The organism is Agromyces sp. NPDC058136, from assembly GCF_042884375.1.
Taxonomy (GTDB): Bacteria; Actinomycetota; Actinomycetes; order Actinomycetales; family Microbacteriaceae; genus Agromyces.
The window spans coordinates 389436-408837 of the sequence record NZ_JBHVUA010000004.1 but is presented as its reverse complement, the minus strand read 5'-3'; the positions used below and the strand labels follow the sequence as shown (position 1 = coordinate 408837).

At 71.3% G+C, this 19402-nt stretch carries 19 protein-coding genes; 12 read left to right on the top strand and 7 right to left on the bottom strand.

What is annotated here, in order from left to right:
* Positions 1 to 19: 19 nt before the first annotated feature.
* Positions 20 to 673 carry a Maf family protein gene (locus ACFVTX_RS14040; protein WP_386901093.1) on the bottom strand — a complete coding sequence of 218 codons (654 nt, stop codon included), beginning with the start codon at positions 671 to 673 and terminating at the stop codon, positions 20 to 22.
* Positions 674 to 719: 46 nt separating this feature from the next.
* On the opposite strand from ACFVTX_RS14040, the gene ACFVTX_RS14035 reads away from it, so the two are divergent.
* From ACFVTX_RS14035 to ACFVTX_RS14020, 4 genes are read left to right on the top strand one after another with little or no spacing between them, the layout of a single operon-like run.
* On the top strand, positions 720 to 2081 hold the full coding sequence (locus ACFVTX_RS14035) for a class I SAM-dependent RNA methyltransferase (protein WP_386901091.1): 1362 nt from the start codon (positions 720 to 722) through the stop codon (positions 2079 to 2081).
* A gap of 20 nt (positions 2082 to 2101) precedes the next feature.
* Positions 2102 to 2800 (top strand): response regulator, encoded by a 699-nt coding sequence (locus tag ACFVTX_RS14030; protein WP_386901089.1) that lies wholly within the window; start codon positions 2102 to 2104, stop codon positions 2798 to 2800.
* Complete coding sequence (locus ACFVTX_RS14025) at positions 2787 to 4097, top strand: sensor histidine kinase (protein WP_386901087.1); 1311 nt, start codon at positions 2787 to 2789, stop codon at positions 4095 to 4097. The genes ACFVTX_RS14030 and ACFVTX_RS14025 overlap by 14 nt, the downstream gene beginning before the upstream one ends.
* On the top strand, positions 4094 to 5128 hold the full coding sequence (locus ACFVTX_RS14020; protein ID WP_386901085.1) for a hypothetical protein: 1035 nt from the start codon (positions 4094 to 4096) through the stop codon (positions 5126 to 5128). Before ACFVTX_RS14025 ends, ACFVTX_RS14020 begins: the two co-directional genes overlap by 4 nt.
* A 300-nt stretch (positions 5129 to 5428) precedes the next feature.
* Here ACFVTX_RS14020 and ACFVTX_RS14015 read toward each other — a convergent pair whose 3' ends face one another.
* Together ACFVTX_RS14015 and ACFVTX_RS14010 are read right to left on the bottom strand one after the other, a co-directional pair.
* A complete protein-coding gene (locus tag ACFVTX_RS14015) occupies positions 5429 to 5692 on the bottom strand; it encodes an acyl-CoA carboxylase epsilon subunit (protein WP_386901083.1) in 264 nt (87 codons plus the stop codon).
* A 10-nt stretch (positions 5693 to 5702) separates the two neighbouring features.
* A complete protein-coding gene (locus ACFVTX_RS14010; RefSeq protein ID WP_386901081.1) occupies positions 5703 to 7301 on the bottom strand; it encodes an acyl-CoA carboxylase subunit beta in 1599 nt (532 codons plus the stop codon).
* A gap of 111 nt (positions 7302 to 7412) precedes the next feature.
* Between ACFVTX_RS14010 and ACFVTX_RS14005 the strand changes: the two genes are divergently transcribed.
* The 3 genes from ACFVTX_RS14005 (at position 7413) to ACFVTX_RS13995 (ending at position 9848) form a co-directional block, all read left to right on the top strand.
* The gene (locus tag ACFVTX_RS14005; RefSeq protein ID WP_386901080.1) at positions 7413 to 8288 is read left to right on the top strand and encodes a biotin--[acetyl-CoA-carboxylase] ligase; all 876 of its coding nucleotides are present in this window, start codon (positions 7413 to 7415) and stop codon (positions 8286 to 8288) included.
* A gap of 7 nt (positions 8289 to 8295) precedes the next feature.
* Positions 8296 to 8856 carry a PH domain-containing protein gene (locus ACFVTX_RS14000; protein WP_386901078.1) on the top strand — a complete coding sequence of 187 codons (561 nt, stop codon included), beginning with the start codon at positions 8296 to 8298 and terminating at the stop codon, positions 8854 to 8856.
* Between the two features lie 212 nt (positions 8857 to 9068).
* Complete coding sequence (locus ACFVTX_RS13995) at positions 9069 to 9848, top strand: DarT ssDNA thymidine ADP-ribosyltransferase family protein (RefSeq protein ID WP_386901077.1); 780 nt, start codon at positions 9069 to 9071, stop codon at positions 9846 to 9848.
* A 14-nt stretch (positions 9849 to 9862) separates the two neighbouring features.
* Here the strand turns inward: ACFVTX_RS13995 and ACFVTX_RS13990 are convergent, their stop codons facing one another.
* Positions 9863 to 10495 (bottom strand): GtrA family protein, encoded by a 633-nt coding sequence (locus ACFVTX_RS13990; RefSeq protein ID WP_386901075.1) that lies wholly within the window; start codon positions 10493 to 10495, stop codon positions 9863 to 9865.
* A 92-nt stretch (positions 10496 to 10587) separates the two neighbouring features.
* Between ACFVTX_RS13990 and ACFVTX_RS13985 the strand changes: the two genes are divergently transcribed.
* From ACFVTX_RS13985 to ACFVTX_RS13975, 3 genes are all read left to right on the top strand, one after another.
* Complete coding sequence (locus ACFVTX_RS13985; protein ID WP_386901162.1) at positions 10588 to 11706, top strand: 5-(carboxyamino)imidazole ribonucleotide synthase; 1119 nt, start codon at positions 10588 to 10590, stop codon at positions 11704 to 11706.
* A gap of 115 nt (positions 11707 to 11821) precedes the next feature.
* The gene (gene purE / locus ACFVTX_RS13980) at positions 11822 to 12289 is read left to right on the top strand and encodes a 5-(carboxyamino)imidazole ribonucleotide mutase (protein ID WP_386901160.1); all 468 of its coding nucleotides are present in this window, start codon (positions 11822 to 11824) and stop codon (positions 12287 to 12289) included.
* The gene (locus ACFVTX_RS13975; protein WP_386901073.1) at positions 12286 to 13650 is read left to right on the top strand and encodes an LCP family protein; all 1365 of its coding nucleotides are present in this window, start codon (positions 12286 to 12288) and stop codon (positions 13648 to 13650) included. The genes purE and ACFVTX_RS13975 overlap by 4 nt, the downstream gene beginning before the upstream one ends.
* A 24-nt stretch (positions 13651 to 13674) precedes the next feature.
* On the opposite strand, the gene ACFVTX_RS13970 is transcribed toward ACFVTX_RS13975, so the two are convergent.
* Entirely contained in the window at positions 13675 to 14814 is a 1140-nt protein-coding gene (locus ACFVTX_RS13970) for a glycosyltransferase (protein ID WP_386901071.1), read from the bottom strand.
* A gap of 19 nt (positions 14815 to 14833) precedes the next feature.
* A complete protein-coding gene (locus ACFVTX_RS13965) occupies positions 14834 to 15736 on the bottom strand; it encodes a glycosyltransferase (protein WP_386901069.1) in 903 nt (300 codons plus the stop codon).
* Between the two features lie 367 nt (positions 15737 to 16103).
* On the opposite strand from ACFVTX_RS13965, the gene ACFVTX_RS13960 reads away from it, so the two are divergent.
* Positions 16104 to 17609, top strand: a complete 1506-nt coding sequence (locus tag ACFVTX_RS13960; protein ID WP_386901067.1) for a glycosyltransferase — start codon at positions 16104 to 16106, stop codon at positions 17607 to 17609.
* 76 nt (positions 17610 to 17685) lie between these two features.
* Here the strand turns inward: ACFVTX_RS13960 and rfbB are convergent, their stop codons facing one another.
* A complete protein-coding gene (gene rfbB / locus ACFVTX_RS13955) occupies positions 17686 to 18684 on the bottom strand; it encodes a dTDP-glucose 4,6-dehydratase (protein WP_386901065.1) in 999 nt (332 codons plus the stop codon).
* Between the two features lie 100 nt (positions 18685 to 18784).
* Between rfbB and ACFVTX_RS13950 the strand changes: the two genes are divergently transcribed.
* Complete coding sequence (locus ACFVTX_RS13950; protein WP_386901063.1) at positions 18785 to 19402, top strand: dTDP-4-dehydrorhamnose 3,5-epimerase family protein; 618 nt, start codon at positions 18785 to 18787, stop codon at positions 19400 to 19402.

Sequence of the window (19402 nt, the reverse complement as noted above, 5' to 3'; positions counted from 1 at the left end):
AGACGACAAACGCGGTGGATCACCCCGCGTCGGCGCCCACGCGATTCCAGAGGGAGGTCCACTCGACGCCGAGCTCGCGGACGAGGTCGCGCAGCGTCGACAGCGAGAGGCCGACGACGGTCGACGGGTCGCCCTCGACCCGGCGGATGAACGGCCCGCCCAGGCTGTCGACCGTGAACGCGCCGGCGACGAACAGCGGTTCGCCCGTCGCGACGTAGGCGTCGATCTCCGCCTCGTCGAGTGCCGCGAAGCGCACCGTCGCCATGTCCGCCCGGCCGACGGCCCCGCGCACCTCGCCGCCGCGGTGGTCGATCAACCAGTGCCCCGACCACAGGTCGCCGTGGCCGCCGTTCTGCGCGAGCCAGCGCGCCTTCGCCACCGCGGGCGTGTGCGGTTTGCCATGGATCGCGCCGCCCGTGAGGAACGCCGAGTCGCCGCCGAGGATGAGCCCGTCGATGGGGCCGCCCTCGTGCGTCGCGCCGACGAGCGCCTCGGCCTTCGCCCGCGCGAGCAGCTGCACCATCTCGGGTGCCGGCAGCGGCCCGACCTCGGCCTCGCGGGCCGCGACCGCGGCCTCCTCGTCGACGCCCGGCGGCAGCGCGATCGGTTCGATGCCCGCCGCCCGCAGGGTCTGGAGCCGTGCGGGGGAGGTCGAGGCGAGGTAGAGGCGCATGCCTCCATCCTGCCCGCACACAGCGGGGCTGTGGAATGCTCGAAGCATGGTGAACCCCGATCGTCGCGGCAATCGCGCGCGCCGCCGTCCGACGCGCCCGCAGACCGCCGCACCCCGTGCCGCCCGCCCCGCCCCCGCAGAACCGCGGACCGACGGGCCGGTGCTCGAGCTCGACGTCGAGCGGATCGCCCACGGCGGCGTCGCCGTCGCCCGCCACGAGGGCCGTGTCGTCTTCGTCGCCGACGCGATCCCGGGCGAACGCGTCCGCGCCCGCGTGAGCGACGATGCGAAGGCGAAGTTCTGGCGCGCCGAGACGGTCGAGGTGCTGGATGCCTCGCCCGATCGCCGCGAGCACCCCTGGGCCGAGGCCGGGGTCGACCGCGCCCCCGAACGCCGCGCCGGCGGCGCCGAGTTCGGCCACATCGGGATGGGCCGCCAGCGCGCGCTCAAGGCCGAGGTGCTCGCCGACGCACTCGCCCGCTTCGGCGGTGTCGACGAGGCCGTCGAGGTCGAGGCCGTCGACCCGGCGCTCGCGCCCGGCGCCGACTCCGAGCTCGGCACGGGGTGGCGCACCCGCGTGCGGCTGCACGTCGACGCCGAGGGTCGCGTCGGTCCGTACGCGGCACGGAGCCACCGGGTCGTGCCCGTGTCATCCCTGCCCCTCGCCGTGCCCGAGCTCGCGCACCTCGCGCCGCTCGACGAACGCTTCGCGGGGGCGCAGGCGGTCGACCTCCTCGCGCCCTCGCTCGGCAACCCGTGGGTCGTCGTCGACACCGGCGAGACGACGCGCGGCGGCGGCAGGCAGCGCATCGAGGAGCAGGTGGGCGAGCGCGTGTTCCGGCTCGACCGCGGCGGTTTCTGGCAGGTGCACCGCGGTGCGGCCGCCACGCTCACCGCCGCCGTGCAGGGCATGGTCGACGGCGAGCTGTTCGACCCGCGCGCCGCGAACCACGACCTCTACGGCGGGGTCGGCCTCCTCGCCGCCGCCGTCGGCGACCGCTTCGGCGACACGGTGCGCATCACCTCCGTCGAGTCAGACGCCCGCGCCACCGAGCACGCCGGTGCGAACCTCGCCGACTGGGTCGGTGCGCGCGCGGTGACCGGCCGGGTCGATCGCTACCTCGGCGAGCTCGCCGCCTCGGCGAGCCCCGCCGAGCGCGAGCGGCTGCGCGCGGCGACGATCGTGCTCGACCCGCCGCGCTCCGGCGCCGGGCGCCAGGTCGTCGAGCGCCTCGCCGAGCTCGCGCCGCGCCAGCTCGTCTACGTCGCCTGCGACCCGGTGGCCCTCGCCCGCGACATCGGCCTCTTCGCCGAGCGCGGGTACCGGCTCGACGCGATCCGCGCGTTCGACCTGTTCCCGAACACGCACCACGTCGAGGCGGTGGCCCGCCTGACCGCTATCGTGTGAAACGACGGGAAGGGGGCCCTGTGGCGGAGCACGCGCAGACGACGAAGCCTGCGGCGACGGTGGCGATCGTCGACGACCACGAGGCGGTACGACTCGGCCTGCGCGCCGCGTGCGAGGCCGCCGGGTACGAGGTCGTCGCCGACACGGCGGGGGTGGCCGAGCTGCTGCCCGCGCTCGCAGCCGTCGGCGAACGGGGGTGCGACGTCGTCGTGCTCGACCTCTCGCTCGGCGACGGCACGACCGTGACCGAGAACGTGCGGGCGGTGCTCGCGGCCGGCAGCGCCGTGCTCGTGCACAGCATCGCCGACCGGGTCGCCGCGGTGCGCGAGTCGCTCGCCGCAGGGGCGGCGGGCGTCATCCCGAAGGCCTCCCCGATGTCGGCGGTGATCGGCGCGATCGCGACCGTCGCCGGCGGCGGCGTGCTCAACAACGTCGAGTGGGCGAGCGCCATCGAGGCCGACCGGGACTTCGCGAAGGCCCAGCTCGGGCGCCGCGAGCGCGACGTGCTGCACCTCTACGCGTCGGGGTTGCCGCTCAAGGCCGTCGCGATGCAGCTCGGCATCGCGCACTCGACCGCACGCGAGTACCTCGACCGCATCAGGGCCAAGTACGTCGAGGTCGGGCGCCCCGCGCCGACGAAGGTCGATCTGCTGCGGCGCGCCGTCGAAGACGGCATCCTGCCGGGGCTCGACGGCGACGGCGGAGATGCCCGCCGCTGACCGGCGGGCGCCCCGGCTCCCGCAGCGCCGCAGGCCGACGGTCACGCGTGCGCAGATCGAGACGATCGTCGCCCGGGCGCTCGGCGTCGTCGGCCTCGTCTTCGGCGCCCAGTCGTTGCCGTTCGCGCTCGAGCAGGCCGACGCGCTCGGGGTCGGCGCCGGCGCCGCGCTCATGGCGGGGCTCTTCGGCGGCATCGCGGCACTCGCGGTCGCGACGGTCGCGAAGGTCGCCGTGCGCGCGGCATGCCTCGTGTTCGCCGGCTTCTACGCGGTCGCCCTCGTCGTCTGGCCGCTCATCGTCAGCGACACCGCGGCGCTCGGCGGTGCGGCGCCCTGGCTCTACTACCTCTGCACCGTCGCGACCACGTGCGCGGCGGTGGCGCTGCCGCCGGTCTGGGCGGCGGCCTACACCTTCGTCGTGCCCGCGATCTACGGTGTCATCCGCGCCGCACCGGCCGGCGGAGGGGCCCCGCCGCTCCTCGCCGCGCTCGACGCGCTCTACGCCATCGTGCTCGGCGTCGTCGTGCTCGCGATCATCACGATGCTGCGTGAGGCCGCCGAATCGGTCGACGCCGCGCAGGAGGCCGCGCTCGAACGCTACGACCTCGTGGCGCGTCAGCACGCGACCGAGACCGAGCGCGTCAAGGTCGACGCGCTCGTGCACGACAGCGTGCTCACGACACTGCTCTCGGCCGCCTCGGCCCGGAGCGAGGGCGAGCAGCAGCTCGCGGCCCGCATGGCGCGGGACGCGCTGCTCCGGCTCGACGAGGCCGGCGCGAGCGGGCCGCGTGCCTTCGACCGGGTGGGGCTCTCGGTGCTCGTGCGCCGCTTGCGGGCCGCGCTGACCACCTTCACCACGAGTTTCGCGGTTCGGGTCGTGAACGCCGGCGGCGTCGAGCTGCCCGTCGAGGTCGTCGACGCCCTCTACACCGCATCGGTGCAGGCGATGGTCAACAGCGTGCAGCACGCCGAGGAACCGGGGCGGCGCGCGCGACGCGAGATCCGCATCAGAGGGGTTCGCGCGGGCGGCTGCGTCGTCGAGGTCGCCGATAACGGCATCGGCTTCGACCCCGGTGCGGTGCCGAGCGAACGGCTCGGGCTCCGCATCTCGATCGAGGAGCGGATGGCGAACGTCGGCGGGAGCTCGGAGATCGCGTCGAGGCCCGGGCACGGCACGACGGTGACGTTGGCGTGGCCGGCCGGGGCGCTCAACGGGGAGACCGCCGGCGGGGCGGTCGGTCCGGGCGGAACGGCGGGGCCGGGCGGCGGCGCGCAGAACCCGGGAGGCACGTCATGATCACCATTCCCCGGTGGCTCCTGCTCGTGCTCGGCGCGCTCTTCTCGGCGTACCACGTCGTCCTCGGCGTGTACTCGCTCGACGTGCCCGATTCGCCGTGGCCGACGGTCGCCGCGCTCGCGCTCTACAGCGCCGCGACGATCGCGAGCCTGTGGCCGGCGCGCCGCGTTCGCATGCCCGACTGGCTCGCGGCCTTCGACCTCGCGGTGAGCCTCGTGCTGCCGCTCCTCGTGACGAGTCAGCTCGACCCCGACGTCGACAACGGCTACGCGACCTGGTACGTCGCAGCGGTCGGCACCCTCATGACCATCACGGCCGCACGGCGGCGCCTCGTCACCGCATGGGTCGGGGTGATCGCGCTCGCGCTCCAGACGGCGCTCTGGGCCGGCCCGTTCGCGCTCGGGTCGCTCGGCGTCATCGGCAGCCTCGTCTGGGTGGCCATCGCGCACATGCTGACGAGTGCGCTCACCAACGCGGGCCGAGAGACGCGCCGCTATGCGCAGGCCGAGCGGGAGGCGGCCGCCTGGCAGGCCGCGCAGGACGCGCACCTCTTCGAAGGACGGATGCGGCTCGCGCACACGAACCGCGTCGCGGCGCCCATGCTGCGCAGGATCGCCGACCGCGACGGACGGCTCACCGAGGCGCAGCAGGCCGAGTGCCGGCTTCTCGAGGCGACCGTCCGCGACGAGATCAGGGGGCGGATGCTGCTCACCGACGCCGTGCGCGCGGAGGTCCTGCGAGCGAGGCAGCGCGGTGCCGGCGTCACGCTGCTCGACGAGGGCGGCATCGACGACCTCGACGAGGCGGCACGCGATCGCGTGCTCTCGCGGTTGGCCGAGGCCATCGCGTCGTCGACCGCCGACCGGCTGATCGTCCGCACGGCGGCTGAGAGCTCGCCCACCGCGGTCACGGTCGTCGGGCTGGTCGACAGTATCGACGGCACCGGCGCCGGGACCGTCGACGGCGACGAACCCGAGGTCGAACTGTGGTTGGAGATCCCGCGCCGCCCAGAGCGCGCCGCCCGTGCGTGACGGGGAATGAGGAAGGGGGACCGATCTCCGATCGATCCCCCTTCAAGCCCGAGCCGTGGCGATAACCCGAATATCGCCTCGGCTCGCCCCCAGCAGTCATCGGTTACCCGACCGAAGACTGTGGCGACTCCCGTGGAGCCTGCAGTACCAATACTGCTCGTTTGAGCACGGCCCGCATAGTCAGCATTTCGGGGGACACCCGTAGTCCCCCTCGCGCCGCGGCCCATCGTCGTGCGGGCGCGCGCAGGCGACCGAGGGCGCGCGCCTCGGTGAAACGGGGGACAGCGGGTGCCGCGCGGTTCAGCGGACGGACGCGACCCAGCGGCCCGGGCCGACCTCGACGGGCCTGCGGATCGCGCCGCCGCTGCGCACCCAGGCGTTGCGACCGGGGTCGGCCGCGCCGTCGTCGGGCTCCTCGGCGTCGACCGCGGCGAGCAGCACCGCGGTGACCGCGGCGGTCTCCTCGTCGCTCACCGACCGGGTGAGGATGCGGAGCTCGGCGGCGCGCGGGTCGCCCTCGGTCTCGGACGTCATGGCGGGCGTGGACTCGTCGTGTGCTGTCATCGTCGCCGCCCTACAGCGGGATGTTCCCGTGCTTCTTCGCGGGCAGGCTCGCCCGCTTCGTGCGGAGGGCGCGCAGCGCCTTCACCACGGCGACGCGGGTCGCCGCGGGCTCGATGACGCCGTCGAGCTCGCCGCGCTCGGCAGCGAGGAACGGCGAGGCCACGTTGTACGTGTACTCGTTCGCGAGCTTCGTGCGCACGGCCGCGACGTCCTCGCCGGCCTCCTCGGCGCGCTTGATCTCGCCGCGGTAGAGGATGTTCACGGCGCCCTGGCCGCCCATCACCGCGATCTCGGCCGTCGGCCAGGCGAGGTTGATGTCGGCGCCGAGCTGCTTCGAACCCATGACGATGTACGCGCCGCCATACGCCTTGCGCGTGATGACGGTCACGAGCGGCACCGTCGCCTCTGCGTAGGCGTACAGCAGCTTCGCGCCGCGGCGGATGACGCCCGTCCACTCCTGGTCGGTGCCGGGCAGGTACCCGGGCACGTCGACGAGGGTGAGGATCGGGATGGAGAACGCGTCGCAGAAGCGCACGAAGCGCGAGGCCTTCTCGCCCGCCGCGATGTTGAGGGTGCCGGCCATCTGCGAGGGCTGGTTCGCGATGATGCCGACGGTGCGCCCCTCGACGCGGGCGAAGCCGACGACGATGTTCGGGGCGTAGAGCGGCTGCACCTCGAGGAAGTCGCCGTGGTCGACGATGCCCTCGATGACCGTGTGCATGTCGTACGGCTGGTTCGGCGAGTCGGGGATGACCGTGTTGAGGCGCTTGTCGTCGTCGGTGATCTCGAGCTCGACCTCGGCGTCGTACACCGGGGCATCCGTCATGTTGTTGTCGGGCAGGAACGAGATGAGCGTCCGCGCGTAGTCGAGGGCATCGGACTCGTCGCTCGCGAGGTAGTGCGCGACGCCCGACACGGTGTTGTGGGTGAGCGCGCCGCCGAGCTCCTCCATGCCGACGTCCTCGCCGGTGACGGTCTTGATGACGTCGGGGCCGGTGACGAACATCTGGCTCGTCTTGTCGACCATGATCACGAAGTCGGTGAGGGCGGGGGAGTAGACCGCGCCGCCCGCGGCGGGGCCGCAGATGATCGAGATCTGCGGGATGACGCCCGAGGCCTGCGTGTTGCGGCGGAAGATCTCGCCGTACTTGCCGAGGGCGACCACGCCCTCTTGGATGCGGGCCCCGCCCGAGTCGAGGATGCCGATGATCGGCACGCCCGTCTTCAGCGCGAGCTCCATGACCTTGATGATCTTCTCGCCGGCGACCTCGCCGAGCGAGCCGCCGAAGATCGTGAAGTCCTGCGAGTAGACGGCGACCTGCCGGCCGTGGATCGTGCCCGTGCCGGTGACGACGGCGTCGCCGTAGGGCCGCTTCGCGTCCATGCCGAAGGCGTGCGTGCGGTGGCGCACGAACTCGTCGAGCTCGACGAAGGAGCCCGGGTCGAGGAGTTCGGCGATGCGCTCGCGCGCAGTCATCTTGCCCTTGGCATGCTGCTTCTCGATCGCCGCCTCACCCGATGCGGTCACCGCTTCGTGGTAGCGCAGCTTGAGGTCGGCCAGCTTGCCGGCGGTGGTGGAGAGGTCGGGGCCGTCAGTCGCTTCGGTCACGCCGTTCACTCTACCGGCGGGCATCCGGCCGACTTCGTTGACGGATTCCTACAAATCCGCTCGTGACTTGGACGACATCGCACAAAGCCCGCCGTGGCTAGGGTGAACAACATGGAATGGGAGCGATCGCGCGCGGCGGTGCCGCGCTTCGAATTCCTCGCCTCGGCGGGGTCGACGAACGACGAACTGCGAGAGGCCGCCACGGGCGCGGATGCCACGAGCTGGCCCCACGGCTCGGTCATCGTCACCGACGAGCAGACGAAGGGCCGCGGCCGCCTCGGCCGCACCTGGCTCGCGCCCACGGGCAAGACCCTCGCGATCTCGCTGCTGCTGCGGCCCGAACTGCCGGGCGGGCGTCCCTTCCCCGTCGCGGGCTACGGGTGGATCCCGCTCATCGCCGGGGCGGCGATGACGGAGGCCGTGCGCGGTGCCGTCGACGCGGCCGCCGTCGTGCTCGCCGCCGCCGACCCCGAGCACGACCCCGACGACCGCAGCGGCGTCGTCGACGTCGAACTCAAGTGGCCGAACGACGTGCTCGTCTCGGGCTACAAGATCTGCGGCATCCTCTCGGAGCTGATCCAGGCACCCGAGGGCGACGCGGCCGGCGCGGTCGTCGTCGGCGCCGGCCTCAACCTCACCCTCGACGAGCACGACCTGCCGACCCTCACCTCGACCTCGCTCCTCCTCGCCACCGGGGTGCGCCCCGACGGCGACGCGGTGCTCGCCGACTACCTCGAGCGGTTCCTCGGCCTGTTCGACGAGTTCTGCGCGGCCGGCGCCGACCCCGTGGCATCCGGCATCGACCGTCGCGTGGCGGCGCTCTGCGGCACCCTCGGCAGCGAGGTGCGCGTCGAACTGCCCGGCGACCGCGAACTGCTCGGCCGCGCCGAGCGGCTCGACGTCGACGGCCGCCTCGTCGTCATCGACCGGGAGAACGGCGAACCGTGGTCTGTCGCCGCGGGCGACGTCACGCACCTGCGGTATTAATGGGCGTATGACGAGAGCCGACGCGTCAGCCGCCGCGCCGACCCCGCCGCCGGCCGAGCGCGTGGTGGCGCGGCTGCGTCGGCACGCGCGCGTGCTCATCCTGCCGGCGGTCGCGCTCCTCGCCGTCGCCGGAGGGGCGGGCTATGCGGTGGGCTTCGTCGAGGAGACCTGGCAGCTGCTCGTCCTCGTCGGCGGCGCGCTCCTCCTCGTCCTGCTCCTCTGCCTGCTGCCGTACCTCGCATGGCTGACGGCGCGCACGACGATCACGACGCGGCGGGTCATCATGCGCCGCGGCGTCTTCGTGCGGGTGCGGAACGAGGTCGCGCACGTGCGGATCCGCGAGGTCACCGTGCGCAAGACCCCGGGGCAGAGCATGTTCGGGTCGGGCGACGTGCGCCTCGACGTCGGGCAGGAGGCCCCGGTCGTCCTCCGCGACCTGCCGAAACCGCAACTCGTGCAGGGCGCGCTCCACGAGCTCATCGAGGCGAGCCACCGGGGCGCCTCGATGCGTCCCGCGTCGATCGCGACGACGCTCGACGGCGACACCGTCGCGTGGGGCGGACGCTGAACCGAGCCCGCTCACCCATTCGCGGTGGACGACGGCAGCCCTCCGGCTCCGGAACGCTCCTCGAGCGCGTAAACTCGTCCCTTGGCCATCGCACGCCCCCGAGTGCGAGCCGCGCGACGAGAGGTACCCCTTTGGGCGACGAATGCATCCACGGTTTCGATGAGGGCATGTGCGCCTCCTGCAACCCCCCGAAGGAGCCCGAACGCAAGGCCGTGGCCACCGCGCCCGTGCGCGGGTCGACCCGTAGCAGCGCCCGCACGGCGACCGCGTCCGCCCGCACCGCGTCCTCCGGCGCCGGCCGCGCACCGCGCTCGCTCTCGGAGCGGCCGCTGATCGCCCCGCCCGTCGAGGTGGGCACGCTCCGCATCTACCACGTCACGCACCTCGACAACCTCGCCCGCATCCTCGGCGCCGGCGCGCTCGTCTCGATCGGCGGAGGCGCGAACCCCGTCGTCGACCTGGCAGCGCCCGCGGCCCGCGAGTACCGCCGGCAGCAGGAGGTGCCCGGAGTCGACGCGACCCTCGCCGACTACGTGCCGTTCCTGCTCACGCCCGACGCACTCGTGTGGGACGCCGTGCGCACCGCGACCCCCGACCCGCGCCTCAGCGCCGAAGCGGTCGTCCGCCCGGCAGCCGACCACATCATCCTCGTCGGCTCGGTCGCCGCCGCTCGCGGTGCGAACACCGACGACGGCACGATCGTCGTGAGCGACACCGACACGGCGCTGCCCGGTGCCGAGCTCGCCGTCGAGTGGCGCGACGTCGAGCGCCTCATGCGCCGTCTCGCGCACGCCGACGAGACCGCACGACTCCGCACGGCCGAGCTGCTCGTGCGCGGCGAGGTGCCCCTCGAGCGCATCGCGCTCATCGCGGTCGGCAACGACAAGGTCCGCGACCGGGTCCGCGCCGCACTCGCCGCCGTCGGCGTGCGCGCCAAGGTCGCGGTGTACCCGCCGTGGTTCCAGCCCGCAGAGATCGAGATCGACGACTGAGTCGATCCGCCCCGCTACGAGCCCGCTTCCGTCGAGGAGGCGGGCTCGCGTGCGTCGGGCGCGTTCTCGGTCGGGTCGGATGCCACGGGGTCGTCGCCGTCGCCCTGGGGGCGGCCCGAGGCATCCGGCTCTTCGAAGAGCGAGCGCTGCGCCTCCTCGACCCGCGCGAGCGTCGAGAGGCCGTCGGCGCGGTGGTGGCCGAACACCCAGTAGCGGTACAGCAGGAACCGGAACGCCGTGCCGAGCCCGAGGCCCACGACGTTCGTCGCGATGTTGTCGGCCACGAGGCTCGTGTAGCCCATCCAGTGGTGGCTCACCCAGAGGCATCCGAGCGCGATGGCCATGCCGCCGAGGGAGACGACGACGTACTCGGCGAACTCGCGCAGATAGTTGCGGCGGCGATGATTGCGGAACGTCCAGTACCGGTTGCCGAGCCAGTTGAACACGATCGCGACGCTCGTCGAGATCGTCTTCGCACCGATCGCCGACTGCGCCCACGTGTCGTCGCCCGCGAGGCCGAGGCGCAGCGCGTTGAAGAGCGCGACATCGATGACGAGGCCGATGAGGCCGACGACGCCGAACTTCACCGCGTAGGCGAGGAGCCCGTGCCAGAGCCGCGCGGCGAGCTCGGCGATGCTGGTGGACACCGCCACATCCTATTCCCCGCCGCCTAGACTGGTCGGGGCGCGCGAACGTGCGCCGGAGGACGGCGAACGGAGTGCGTGGCGTGCGGGTCGGAGTGATCGGTGGCGGACAACTGGCCCGGATGATGATTCCTGCGGCGATCGAACTCGGAGTCGACCTCCGGGTGCTCGCCGAGCAGCCCGGCATGTCGGCGGAGATCGCTGCCGACCGGGTCGGCGACTACACCGATGCGGCCACCGTGCTCGACTTCGCGAAGACGGTCGACGTCATCACCTTCGACCACGAGCACGTGCCCCAAGATGTCTTGCGCGCCATGGTCGACGCCGGCGTCGCCGTGCATCCCGGCCCCGATGCGCTCGCCGTCGCGCAAGACAAACTGGTCATGCGCGAGCGCCTCTCCGAGCTCGGCCTGCCCGTGCCCGACTGGGCTCGGGTCGAGACGGCCGCCGAGCTCGACGATTTCATCGCCGAACACGGCGGCGCGGCCGTCGTGAAGACTCCCCGCGGCGGCTACGACGGCAAGGGCGTGCGCGTCGTGCGCGCGGCCGCCGAGGTCGCCGAGTGGTTCTCGACCATCGTCGAGGACGGCCGCCAGGGCGCGCTCCTCGTCGAGGAGCTCGTGGACTTCCGCCGAGAGCTCGCGCAGATGGTCGCGCGGCGCCCGAGCGGCGAGATCGTCGCCTGGCCCGTCGTCGAGACGGTGCAGGTCGGTGGCGTCTGCAGCGAGGTCATCGCGCCCGCGCCGAGGTCGGCGGGTCGCCTCGCCGACGTCGCCGCCGAAGTCGCGATCACGATCGCCGAGGGCCTCGGCGTCACCGGCGTGCTCGCCGTCGAGCTCTTCGAGACGACCGACGAGCGCATCCTCGTGAACGAACTCGCCATGCGGCCCCACAACAGCGGCCACTGGTCGATGGACGGCTCCACCACGGGGCAGTTCGAGCAGCACCTGCGCGCCGTGCTCGACCTGCCGCTCGGCGGCACCGGCACCCGCGACGACTGGTCGGTCATGGTGAATGTGCTCGGCGGCCCCGCAGAGGGCATGCTCACCGACCGCTACGCCGAGGCGCTCGCCGGTCACCCCACCGTCAAGGTGCACAACTACGGCAAGGCGCCGCGCCCCGGCCGCAAGATCGGGCACGTGACCGCCACGGGCGACGACCTCGACGCCGTCGTGTACGAGGCGCGCGCTGCGGCGGCGTTCTTCCAGGACTGAGCCGGGCTCGACGGTCGATCCCGGTCGCCGGTGTGGTTGCGGTCATCTCCCAGCGCACGGCCGTACACTCGATCAAGTGACTGAGACGAACACCCGCCCCCTCGTCGGCGTCGTGATGGGTTCCGACTCCGACTGGAGCGTCATGAGCGACGCCTCCGCCGTGCTCGACGAGTTCGGCATCGCCCACGAGGTCGAGGTCGTCTCGGCGCACCGCACGCCCGAGAAGATGATCGCCTACGGCAAGGAGGCGGCCGCCCGCGGCCTCAAGGTCATCATCGCCGGCGCCGGCGGCGCAGCCCACCTGCCCGGCATGCTCGCCTCCGTCACGACTCTGCCCGTCATCGGCGTGCCCGTGCCGCTCGCCAAGCTCGACGGCCTCGACTCGCTCCTCTCCATCGTGCAGATGCCCGGCGGCATCCCCGTCGCGACCATGGCGATCGGCGGCGCGAAGAACGCCGGCCTCTACGCCGCACGCGTGCTCGGGGCATCCGACCCCGCCATCGCCGAAGCCCTCGACCGATACGCCCGCGACCTCGCCGCCCTCGTCGAGGAGAAGAACGAGCGGCTGAAGCAGTCGCGATGAGCCTCGCAGCAAGCCCCATCCGCCACCCGGATGCCGCGTCGCGCCCACTCATGACCCGCCGCGGCTGGTGGCTCGTCGTGCTCAACTTCCTGATCCCGGGCTCCGCGCAGGCGCTCGCGGGCAACCGCCGGCTCGGGCGCTTCGGCCTCGGCGCGACGCTCGTCCTGTGGGCGCTCGCGGTGCTCGCGCTCGTCGTCTGGCTCCTCTGGCCCGCGACGCTCCTCACCGTCTTCTCGATGTCCATCACGCTCTGGATCATCGCGGCGGTGCTCGCCTTCTACGCGGTGCTCTGGGTGGTGCTGACGCTCGACACGCTGCGCCTCGTGCGCCTCGTGAAGACGGCGCCGTCGGCCAGGCCGTGGGTGGCCGCGTTCTCGGTCGTCGTCATGGCCCTGGTGTCGGGGACCGCCGCCTACGGCGCCTACGTCGCGACGACGGCCAGCGGCTTCGTCTCATCGGTCTTCATCGCCGGGCCGTCGAAGGACCCGGTCGACGGGCGCTACAACTTCCTCCTGCTCGGCGGCGACGCCGGACCCGACCGGGACGGCATGCGCCCCGACAGCATCACGGTCGTCAGCATCGACGCCGAGACCGGGCAGGCGGTCACGATCGGGCTTCCCCGGAACATGGTCGACGTGCCGTTCCCCGAGGGGACCCCGCTCGCCGAGCTCTACCCCGAGGGCTACGGGTCCATCGACGGCTGCGAGGTCGACGTCTGCATGCTCAACTCGATCTACACCGAGGTCGAGCTCGTGAGCCCCGAGATGTATCCCGACGCCGTCTCGAACGGGAGCGACCCGGGCATCGAGGCGATGCGCGACGCCGCCGAAGCGATCACCGGGCTCGAGATCCAGTACTACGCGCTCATCGACATGGCCGGCTTCCAGCAGTTGATCGACGCGCTCGGCGGGGTCACCGTGACCGTCGCCGAGGACGTGCCGATCCATGCCGACGAGACCTTCACCACGGTCGCCGAATGGATCCCGGCCGGAGAGCAGCATCTCGACGGCTACCACGCCCTCTGGTACGCGAGGTCGCGGCACGGCACGAGCGACTACGACCGGATGGCGCGGCAGCGTCAGATCCAGGAGGCGGTGCTCGCCCAGTTCAACCCCGCCAACGTGCTTGCGAAGTTCCAGGAGATCGCGGCGGCCGGGTCGCAGGTCGTGAAGACGGATGTCCCGCAGGCGAGCCTCGGCTACTTCGTGAACCTCGCAGGCAAGACGAAGGAACTGCCGATCATCGACGTCGAGCTCGTGCCCTCGAACGACGTGGATCCCGAGGATCCCGACTACGACTACATCCGTCAGCTCGTGCAGGAGGCGGTGGCACCGCCGCCGACCGAGTCGACCGAGGGATGACGGCGGTCGCCGTCGGTCGGGCGATCAGAGATCCGCGTGCAGCTGCCAGACCCGTTCGGCTGAATCCCGCCAGCTGAACGCGCGGCTGCGGTCGCTGCCCGCGATCGAGAGCCGCTCGGCGAGCTGGGTGTCGGTCGTGACGGCCGTGATCGCGGCCGCGAGCCGGTCGGGGTAGCCGCCGTCGGCCCCGACGGGAACGGACAGGCCTGCGCCGGCCGAGACCTCGAGATGCGCCGCGGCATCCGAGTGGATGACCGGGGCGGAGAGGCTGAATGCCTCGATGATGCCCGTGCCGGTGGCGGCGTCGTGGCTCGGCTCGACGACCGCGACGGCGCCAGCCAGGACGACCGCGAGATCGGGGGCATCGAGATCGTCGAGCCGGATGATCCGCCTCGGGTGGATGCCGTGCTCCTCGGCGACCGTGACGAGGTGCTGGTCGCCCCAGCTCTCGGGCCCGAGCACCACCAGCGGGAGGTCCGGCGTGCCCGGGCGACCGAGTGCCGCGAGCACATCGACGAGTCCCTTGCGGGGTTCGAGCGTTCCGGACACCGCGAGGTACTCGCTCGGCAGCCCCATTCGCGCCGCCCGCTCGGACGCATCGGCGCCGAGCGACAGCCCGCCGCGCGGCGCCGTCCCGATGACCCGGATGCGATCTCCGAGGTCGGCGACCTCGGAGAGCCGTTCGGCGAGGGCGTGCGTCGGCACGACCACCGCGTCGGCGTGCTTGCGGGCACGCTTCATCATTCCCTTCTGCCATGCGACAGAGGTCGAGCTGAGTGCTTCGGGGTGGCTCCAGGCCAGCACATCGTGCACGGTGACGATCACCTGGCTGCCGTCGACCGATCGATCGTGCCGGCGGAGCGGAGCGAACAGGCTCGGTGCGTGGATGATGCCGGGTCCCGGCGAGGTCGTCAGCCCGAGCTGCCACGCGGCCGCGAGCTCGCGGCGGGCCAGACTCGTCTTGTACAGGCCCGCGAGCCCCGGAAGCTCGGCGAGCACACGGTCGTAATCCTCGGGCAAGGATGACGAGACGATCGCCTCGACGGCACAGTCACGGGGTGTGGCGGAGATGATCGCCTGCGTCAGGTCACGGGTGTAGCGCCCCAGCGCGCCGGGCACCGGCGCGACGATCTGGTCGACGATCACACGGAGGGTGGTGGTCACGCTGCTTCCTCTCGGTCGTTCAACGAACAGCGCGGCTCAGCCAGGCCGGCATACGCCCCCGTCGCCGAACGACCCCGTGGACCGTGCCCGTCGTGATCGCGAGCACCTGCTTCAGGCGCTGCGGACCGCTCACCATCGAGACGATCATGCCGCCGGTCTCGCGCCGGACGACCCGATAGGCCCATCGAGGCTGACGGGGACCGTACCGCAGGAGCAGGTCGATGTTGTTGCGTGCGATGTAGTAGCGGCGGAACGGCGAATGGTATTGGTACGTCGCGACGCGCCCGTCGTCGTGGCGAAGCGCGATCCCGAACGGGCGGAGTGGGGCGCGACGTCCGATCGAGTGGGCGATGTCGGTGCCAGACGCGACCGCGATCCGGAAGCCGGCCTCTCGCACCCGGAGGCAGTACTCCGTGTCCACGCAGTCGATGAAGAGGCGCTCATCGAGGAGGCCCGCCTCGCGGAGGACCTCGACATGGATCAGGGACCCCGTCTGGATCGCTTCAGGGACCAGCCCGAACCCTTCGGGCGACTGCGAGGGCGGAATCGCCGGATGGCCGTTCACCCCGTCCACGACCACCATGCCGAGCCGCGTGACCGGGTTCGCCCGTGCGAACAGGTCGAGTGCCGTCCGGACGTAACCAGGAGGAAGATCGGTGTCCTGATCAACGGTCAGCACGTACTCGGCGTCCGACTCGAGCGCCAGCCGCATACCTGCGTTCAACGCGGCGGCGATGCCGGTGTTCTCGCGGGAACGCACGACGCGGTCGGCGACGCCCTCGAGAGTGTCGAGCACCGCGCTCGGACCGCTGCCGTCGTCGACGACGAGCAGGCGGTCGACCTGCGTACGCAGCGCTGCCAGCCTCGGAACGACGTCGGCCTCGGGGTGGAACGTCGGAACGATGGCGACGACTCTCGTCATCGGCCCCAGACCCGTCGCGCAACCGAGTGGGAAGGGATCGACCGCGCGGAGGGGAGCATTAGGCTAGTTTATCAGCGACGATCAGAACGGAATGGTGAGCGCTCGTGTCACAGCCAGGCGGATGGGCGCCCGAATCTCAACTCGACGACCTCGAGACCGCACGGGTGCGTGAGCTCGAGCTCGTCGATCGCATCGCCGGACTCGAAGCGGAACTGGCGCAGTCCCAGCCTCGATCGATCGTCTCGCCGTCGGCGGAGCTCGCCGCCGAGGTCGAACTTCGACGCGTCACCACGTCCGCGCGCTGGCGCGCCGGACGGATGCTCGAGCTCCCCTACCGCGTCCTTCGGCGCGTTCGAGGACTGATTCGGTGAGCAGGGTCGCCCGATCCGCCGCACCGGTCGAGATCTGGATCGAGCAAGGCGGCTCGACCGGGGAGGACCTCGCTCGCACCCTGGAGTCGGTCGCGAAGGCGTCGAGCGGTGCGCACACGACGATCGTGGTCGTCGATCCGGCGCACGAGACGACCGGACGGGATGTCGCGGAGCGATTCGGTGCCGACGTCGTGCTCGCGCGGCCTGATCTCCTCAACGAGCGTCTCAGGGCGACCTCGGCGAACGCGATCCTCTGGGTCCGCAGGGCGACCATCCTCCAGAACGCGATCGAGCGCATCGAGTCGGCGCTCGCCCGATTCCCCGAGGTCGTGGTCGTCGGCGCGGATTCGAGGGACGATCGCGGGGTCCGCCTGCGCAGGCCCGACGACTCTCCGTTGCGCTTGCGAGCGCAGGACCATCTCGGTCCTGTGGTCGGCCTGCGGGTCGACGCCGCGCTGCGCCTCGGCGGATTCGCTGCCGAAGACGCATCGGTCGTGCTGTACGAACTCGTGCTCCGTCTCTCCGAGGCCGGAGCACGGTCGATGGTCGTGCCCGAGGTCCTCGCCATCGAGCAGACCCCCGGCGATGCCTCGGCACGTTGGGAGGCCGAACTCGAGGTCGTCGAGGGGCACTTGCGCGCCGATGGCGTTCGCGCCGTGGTTGAGGCCACGGGGCCCGGTGTGCGCCGGATCCGATACCTCGACGACGTCCGACCCCTGGTCTCGGTCATCATCCCGACGCGCGGCACGGCGGCGGAGGTCGCCGGAGGGTCTCGCGTGCTCGTCGTCGAGGCGATTCGAGGGATCATCGAGCGCTCGAGCTATCAGAACCTCGAGTTCGTGGTCGTCGCGGACTCGGTCACTCCCGACGACGTCGTCGACGAGCTCGTCGGCCTGCTCGGCGACCGCCTCCGCCTCGTCGAGTGGGACAAGCCCTTCAACTTCAGCGCGAAGGTCAATCACGGCATCGCGGCGGCTCGCGGCGAGTATCTCCTCGTTCTCAACGACGACACCGATCTCGTCACCGGTGACTGGATCGAGACCTTCATCGGCCTTGCGAGCCAACGCGGTGTCGGCGTGGTCGGCGCCTTCCTCTACTTCGAGGACGGCAGCATCCAGCATGCCGGACACCTCTATACGGGCGGCTCTCCCGGCCACGTCGGCTTCAAGGAGCACGGGGGATACGACGACGCGCTCGGTTCGCTGTCAGTCGACCGCGAGGTGTCCGGTGTGACGGGCGCCTGCCTCTTCGTCTCCGCGGAGATCGCGCGCGAGGTCGGCGGATTCTCGCTGGAGCTCCCGGGCAATTACAACGATGTCGACTTCTGCATGAAGGTGCGCGCGACCGGCCGACGGATCATCGTCTCGCCGTTCGTGCGTCTCTACCACTTCGAGTCCAAGTCGCGCGATCCGCGGGTCTCCGTCGAGGACACCGAGCGACTGCAGCGTCGATGGCTGCGTCAGATTCAGGTCGAGACGTACTCGCGGATGCAACTCGGCTGAACCCCCCGCCCGCGAGCGGGCCCGTCGATCTGAGGGGTGAGGTCGTGCCGCGCGGTGCCCGCGCGGCACGAGCCGATCACTGACCCTGTGCGCGGTACCGGGCCTCAGCGGCATCCTTCTGCGGCATCCACCAGGCCTCGTTGTCGCGGTACCAAGCGATGGTGTCGGACAGGCCTTCGGCGAAGTCGGAGAACCGAGGGGTCCAACCGAGCTCGGTCCGCAGCCTCGTCGAGTCGATCGCGTAACGGAGGTCATGGCCAGGACGATCCCGTACGAGATCGTAGGCGTCCGCCGGCTGCCCGAGCTCGGTGAGGATGAGCTCGACGACGTCCTTGTTGTTCTTCTCGCCGTCGGCGCCGATCAGGTAGGTCTCACCGATCGTGCCACGGTCGAGGATCGTGAGGACTGCGGAGGAATGGTCGTTCGCGTGGATCCAGTCGCGCACATTCTCGCCCGAACCGTAGAGCTTGGGGCGTTCGCCCCGCAGCACGTTGGTGATCTGACGGGGAATGAACTTCTCGACGTGCTGGTACGGCCCGTAGTTGTTCGAGCAGTTCGAGATCGTCGCGCGAAGCCCGAAGGAACGCACCCATGCGCGCACGAGCAGATCGCTCCCGGCCTTCGTCGACGAATACGGGCTCGACGGATTGTACGGAGTCTCCTCCGTGAATCGTGCCGGATCGTCGAGCTCGAGATCGCCGTACACCTCGTCGGTCGAGATGTGGTGGAACCGGGTGTCGTGTCGGCGGGCCGCCTCGATCAGCGTGTACGTGCCGATGATGTTGGTATCGAGGAACGGCCGCGGGTCGTCGAGCGAGTTGTCGTTGTGGCTCTCGGCGGCGTAGTGCACCACTGCATCGTGGTCACGAGTGAGTTCGTCGACGAGCGCCGCGTCCGTGATGTCGCCCTGAACGAAGCGGAATCGGTCCTCGGGCAGCCCGTCGAGCGACGCAAGGTTGCCCGCGTAGGTGAGCTTGTCGAGAACGGTGACGGTGTGATCCGTCTCCCGGAGCACGAAATGCACGAAGTTCGAGCCGATGAAGCCGGCGCCGCCGGTCACGAGTAGTCTTGACACCCCAACAGCCTACCCGGCCTCACGGACCGAGGTCGTACGGGCCGTCGTTCGCGCCCGCTCGCGGGCTGCTCGCGGGGGCTGCCTTGATAGAATGCCGCACATGCAGATCCGCGAATTGAAGATCCCCGACAGCTACGAGATCACCCCGAGGCAGTTCGGCGACGACCGCGGAGTCTTCCTCGAGTGGTACAAAGCGGACGCCCTCGAGGCGGCCGTCGGGCACCCTCTCTCGCTCGCACAGGGCAACACCTCCGTCTCCAAGCGTGGCGTGGTGCGGGGCATCCACTTCGCAGATGTGCCGCCGAGCCAGGCCAAGTACGTGACGGCCACCCACGGAGCCGTGCTCGATTTCGTCATCGACATCCGGGTCGGCTCGCCGACCTTCGGGCAGTGGGACTCGGTGCTGCTCGACGATGTCGACCGCCGCGCGATCTACATCGCGGAAGGGCTCGGTCATTGCTTCGTCGCCCTCAGCGACGACGCGACCGTGAGCTACCTCGTCTCCGCGCCGTTCGACGCCCCGCGTGAGCACGGGATCGACCCGCTCGACCCCGAGGTCGGCCTCGAGTTCGGCATCGATCGCGAGCAGCTCATCCTGTCTCCGAAGGACCTTGAGGCGCCGGGCCTGAGCGCCGCTGCCGAGGCCGGCCTGCTGCCGTCGTTCGATGCCGCTCGTGCGTACTACGAAGAACTCAACCACCGTCAGGAAGGGCGCTGA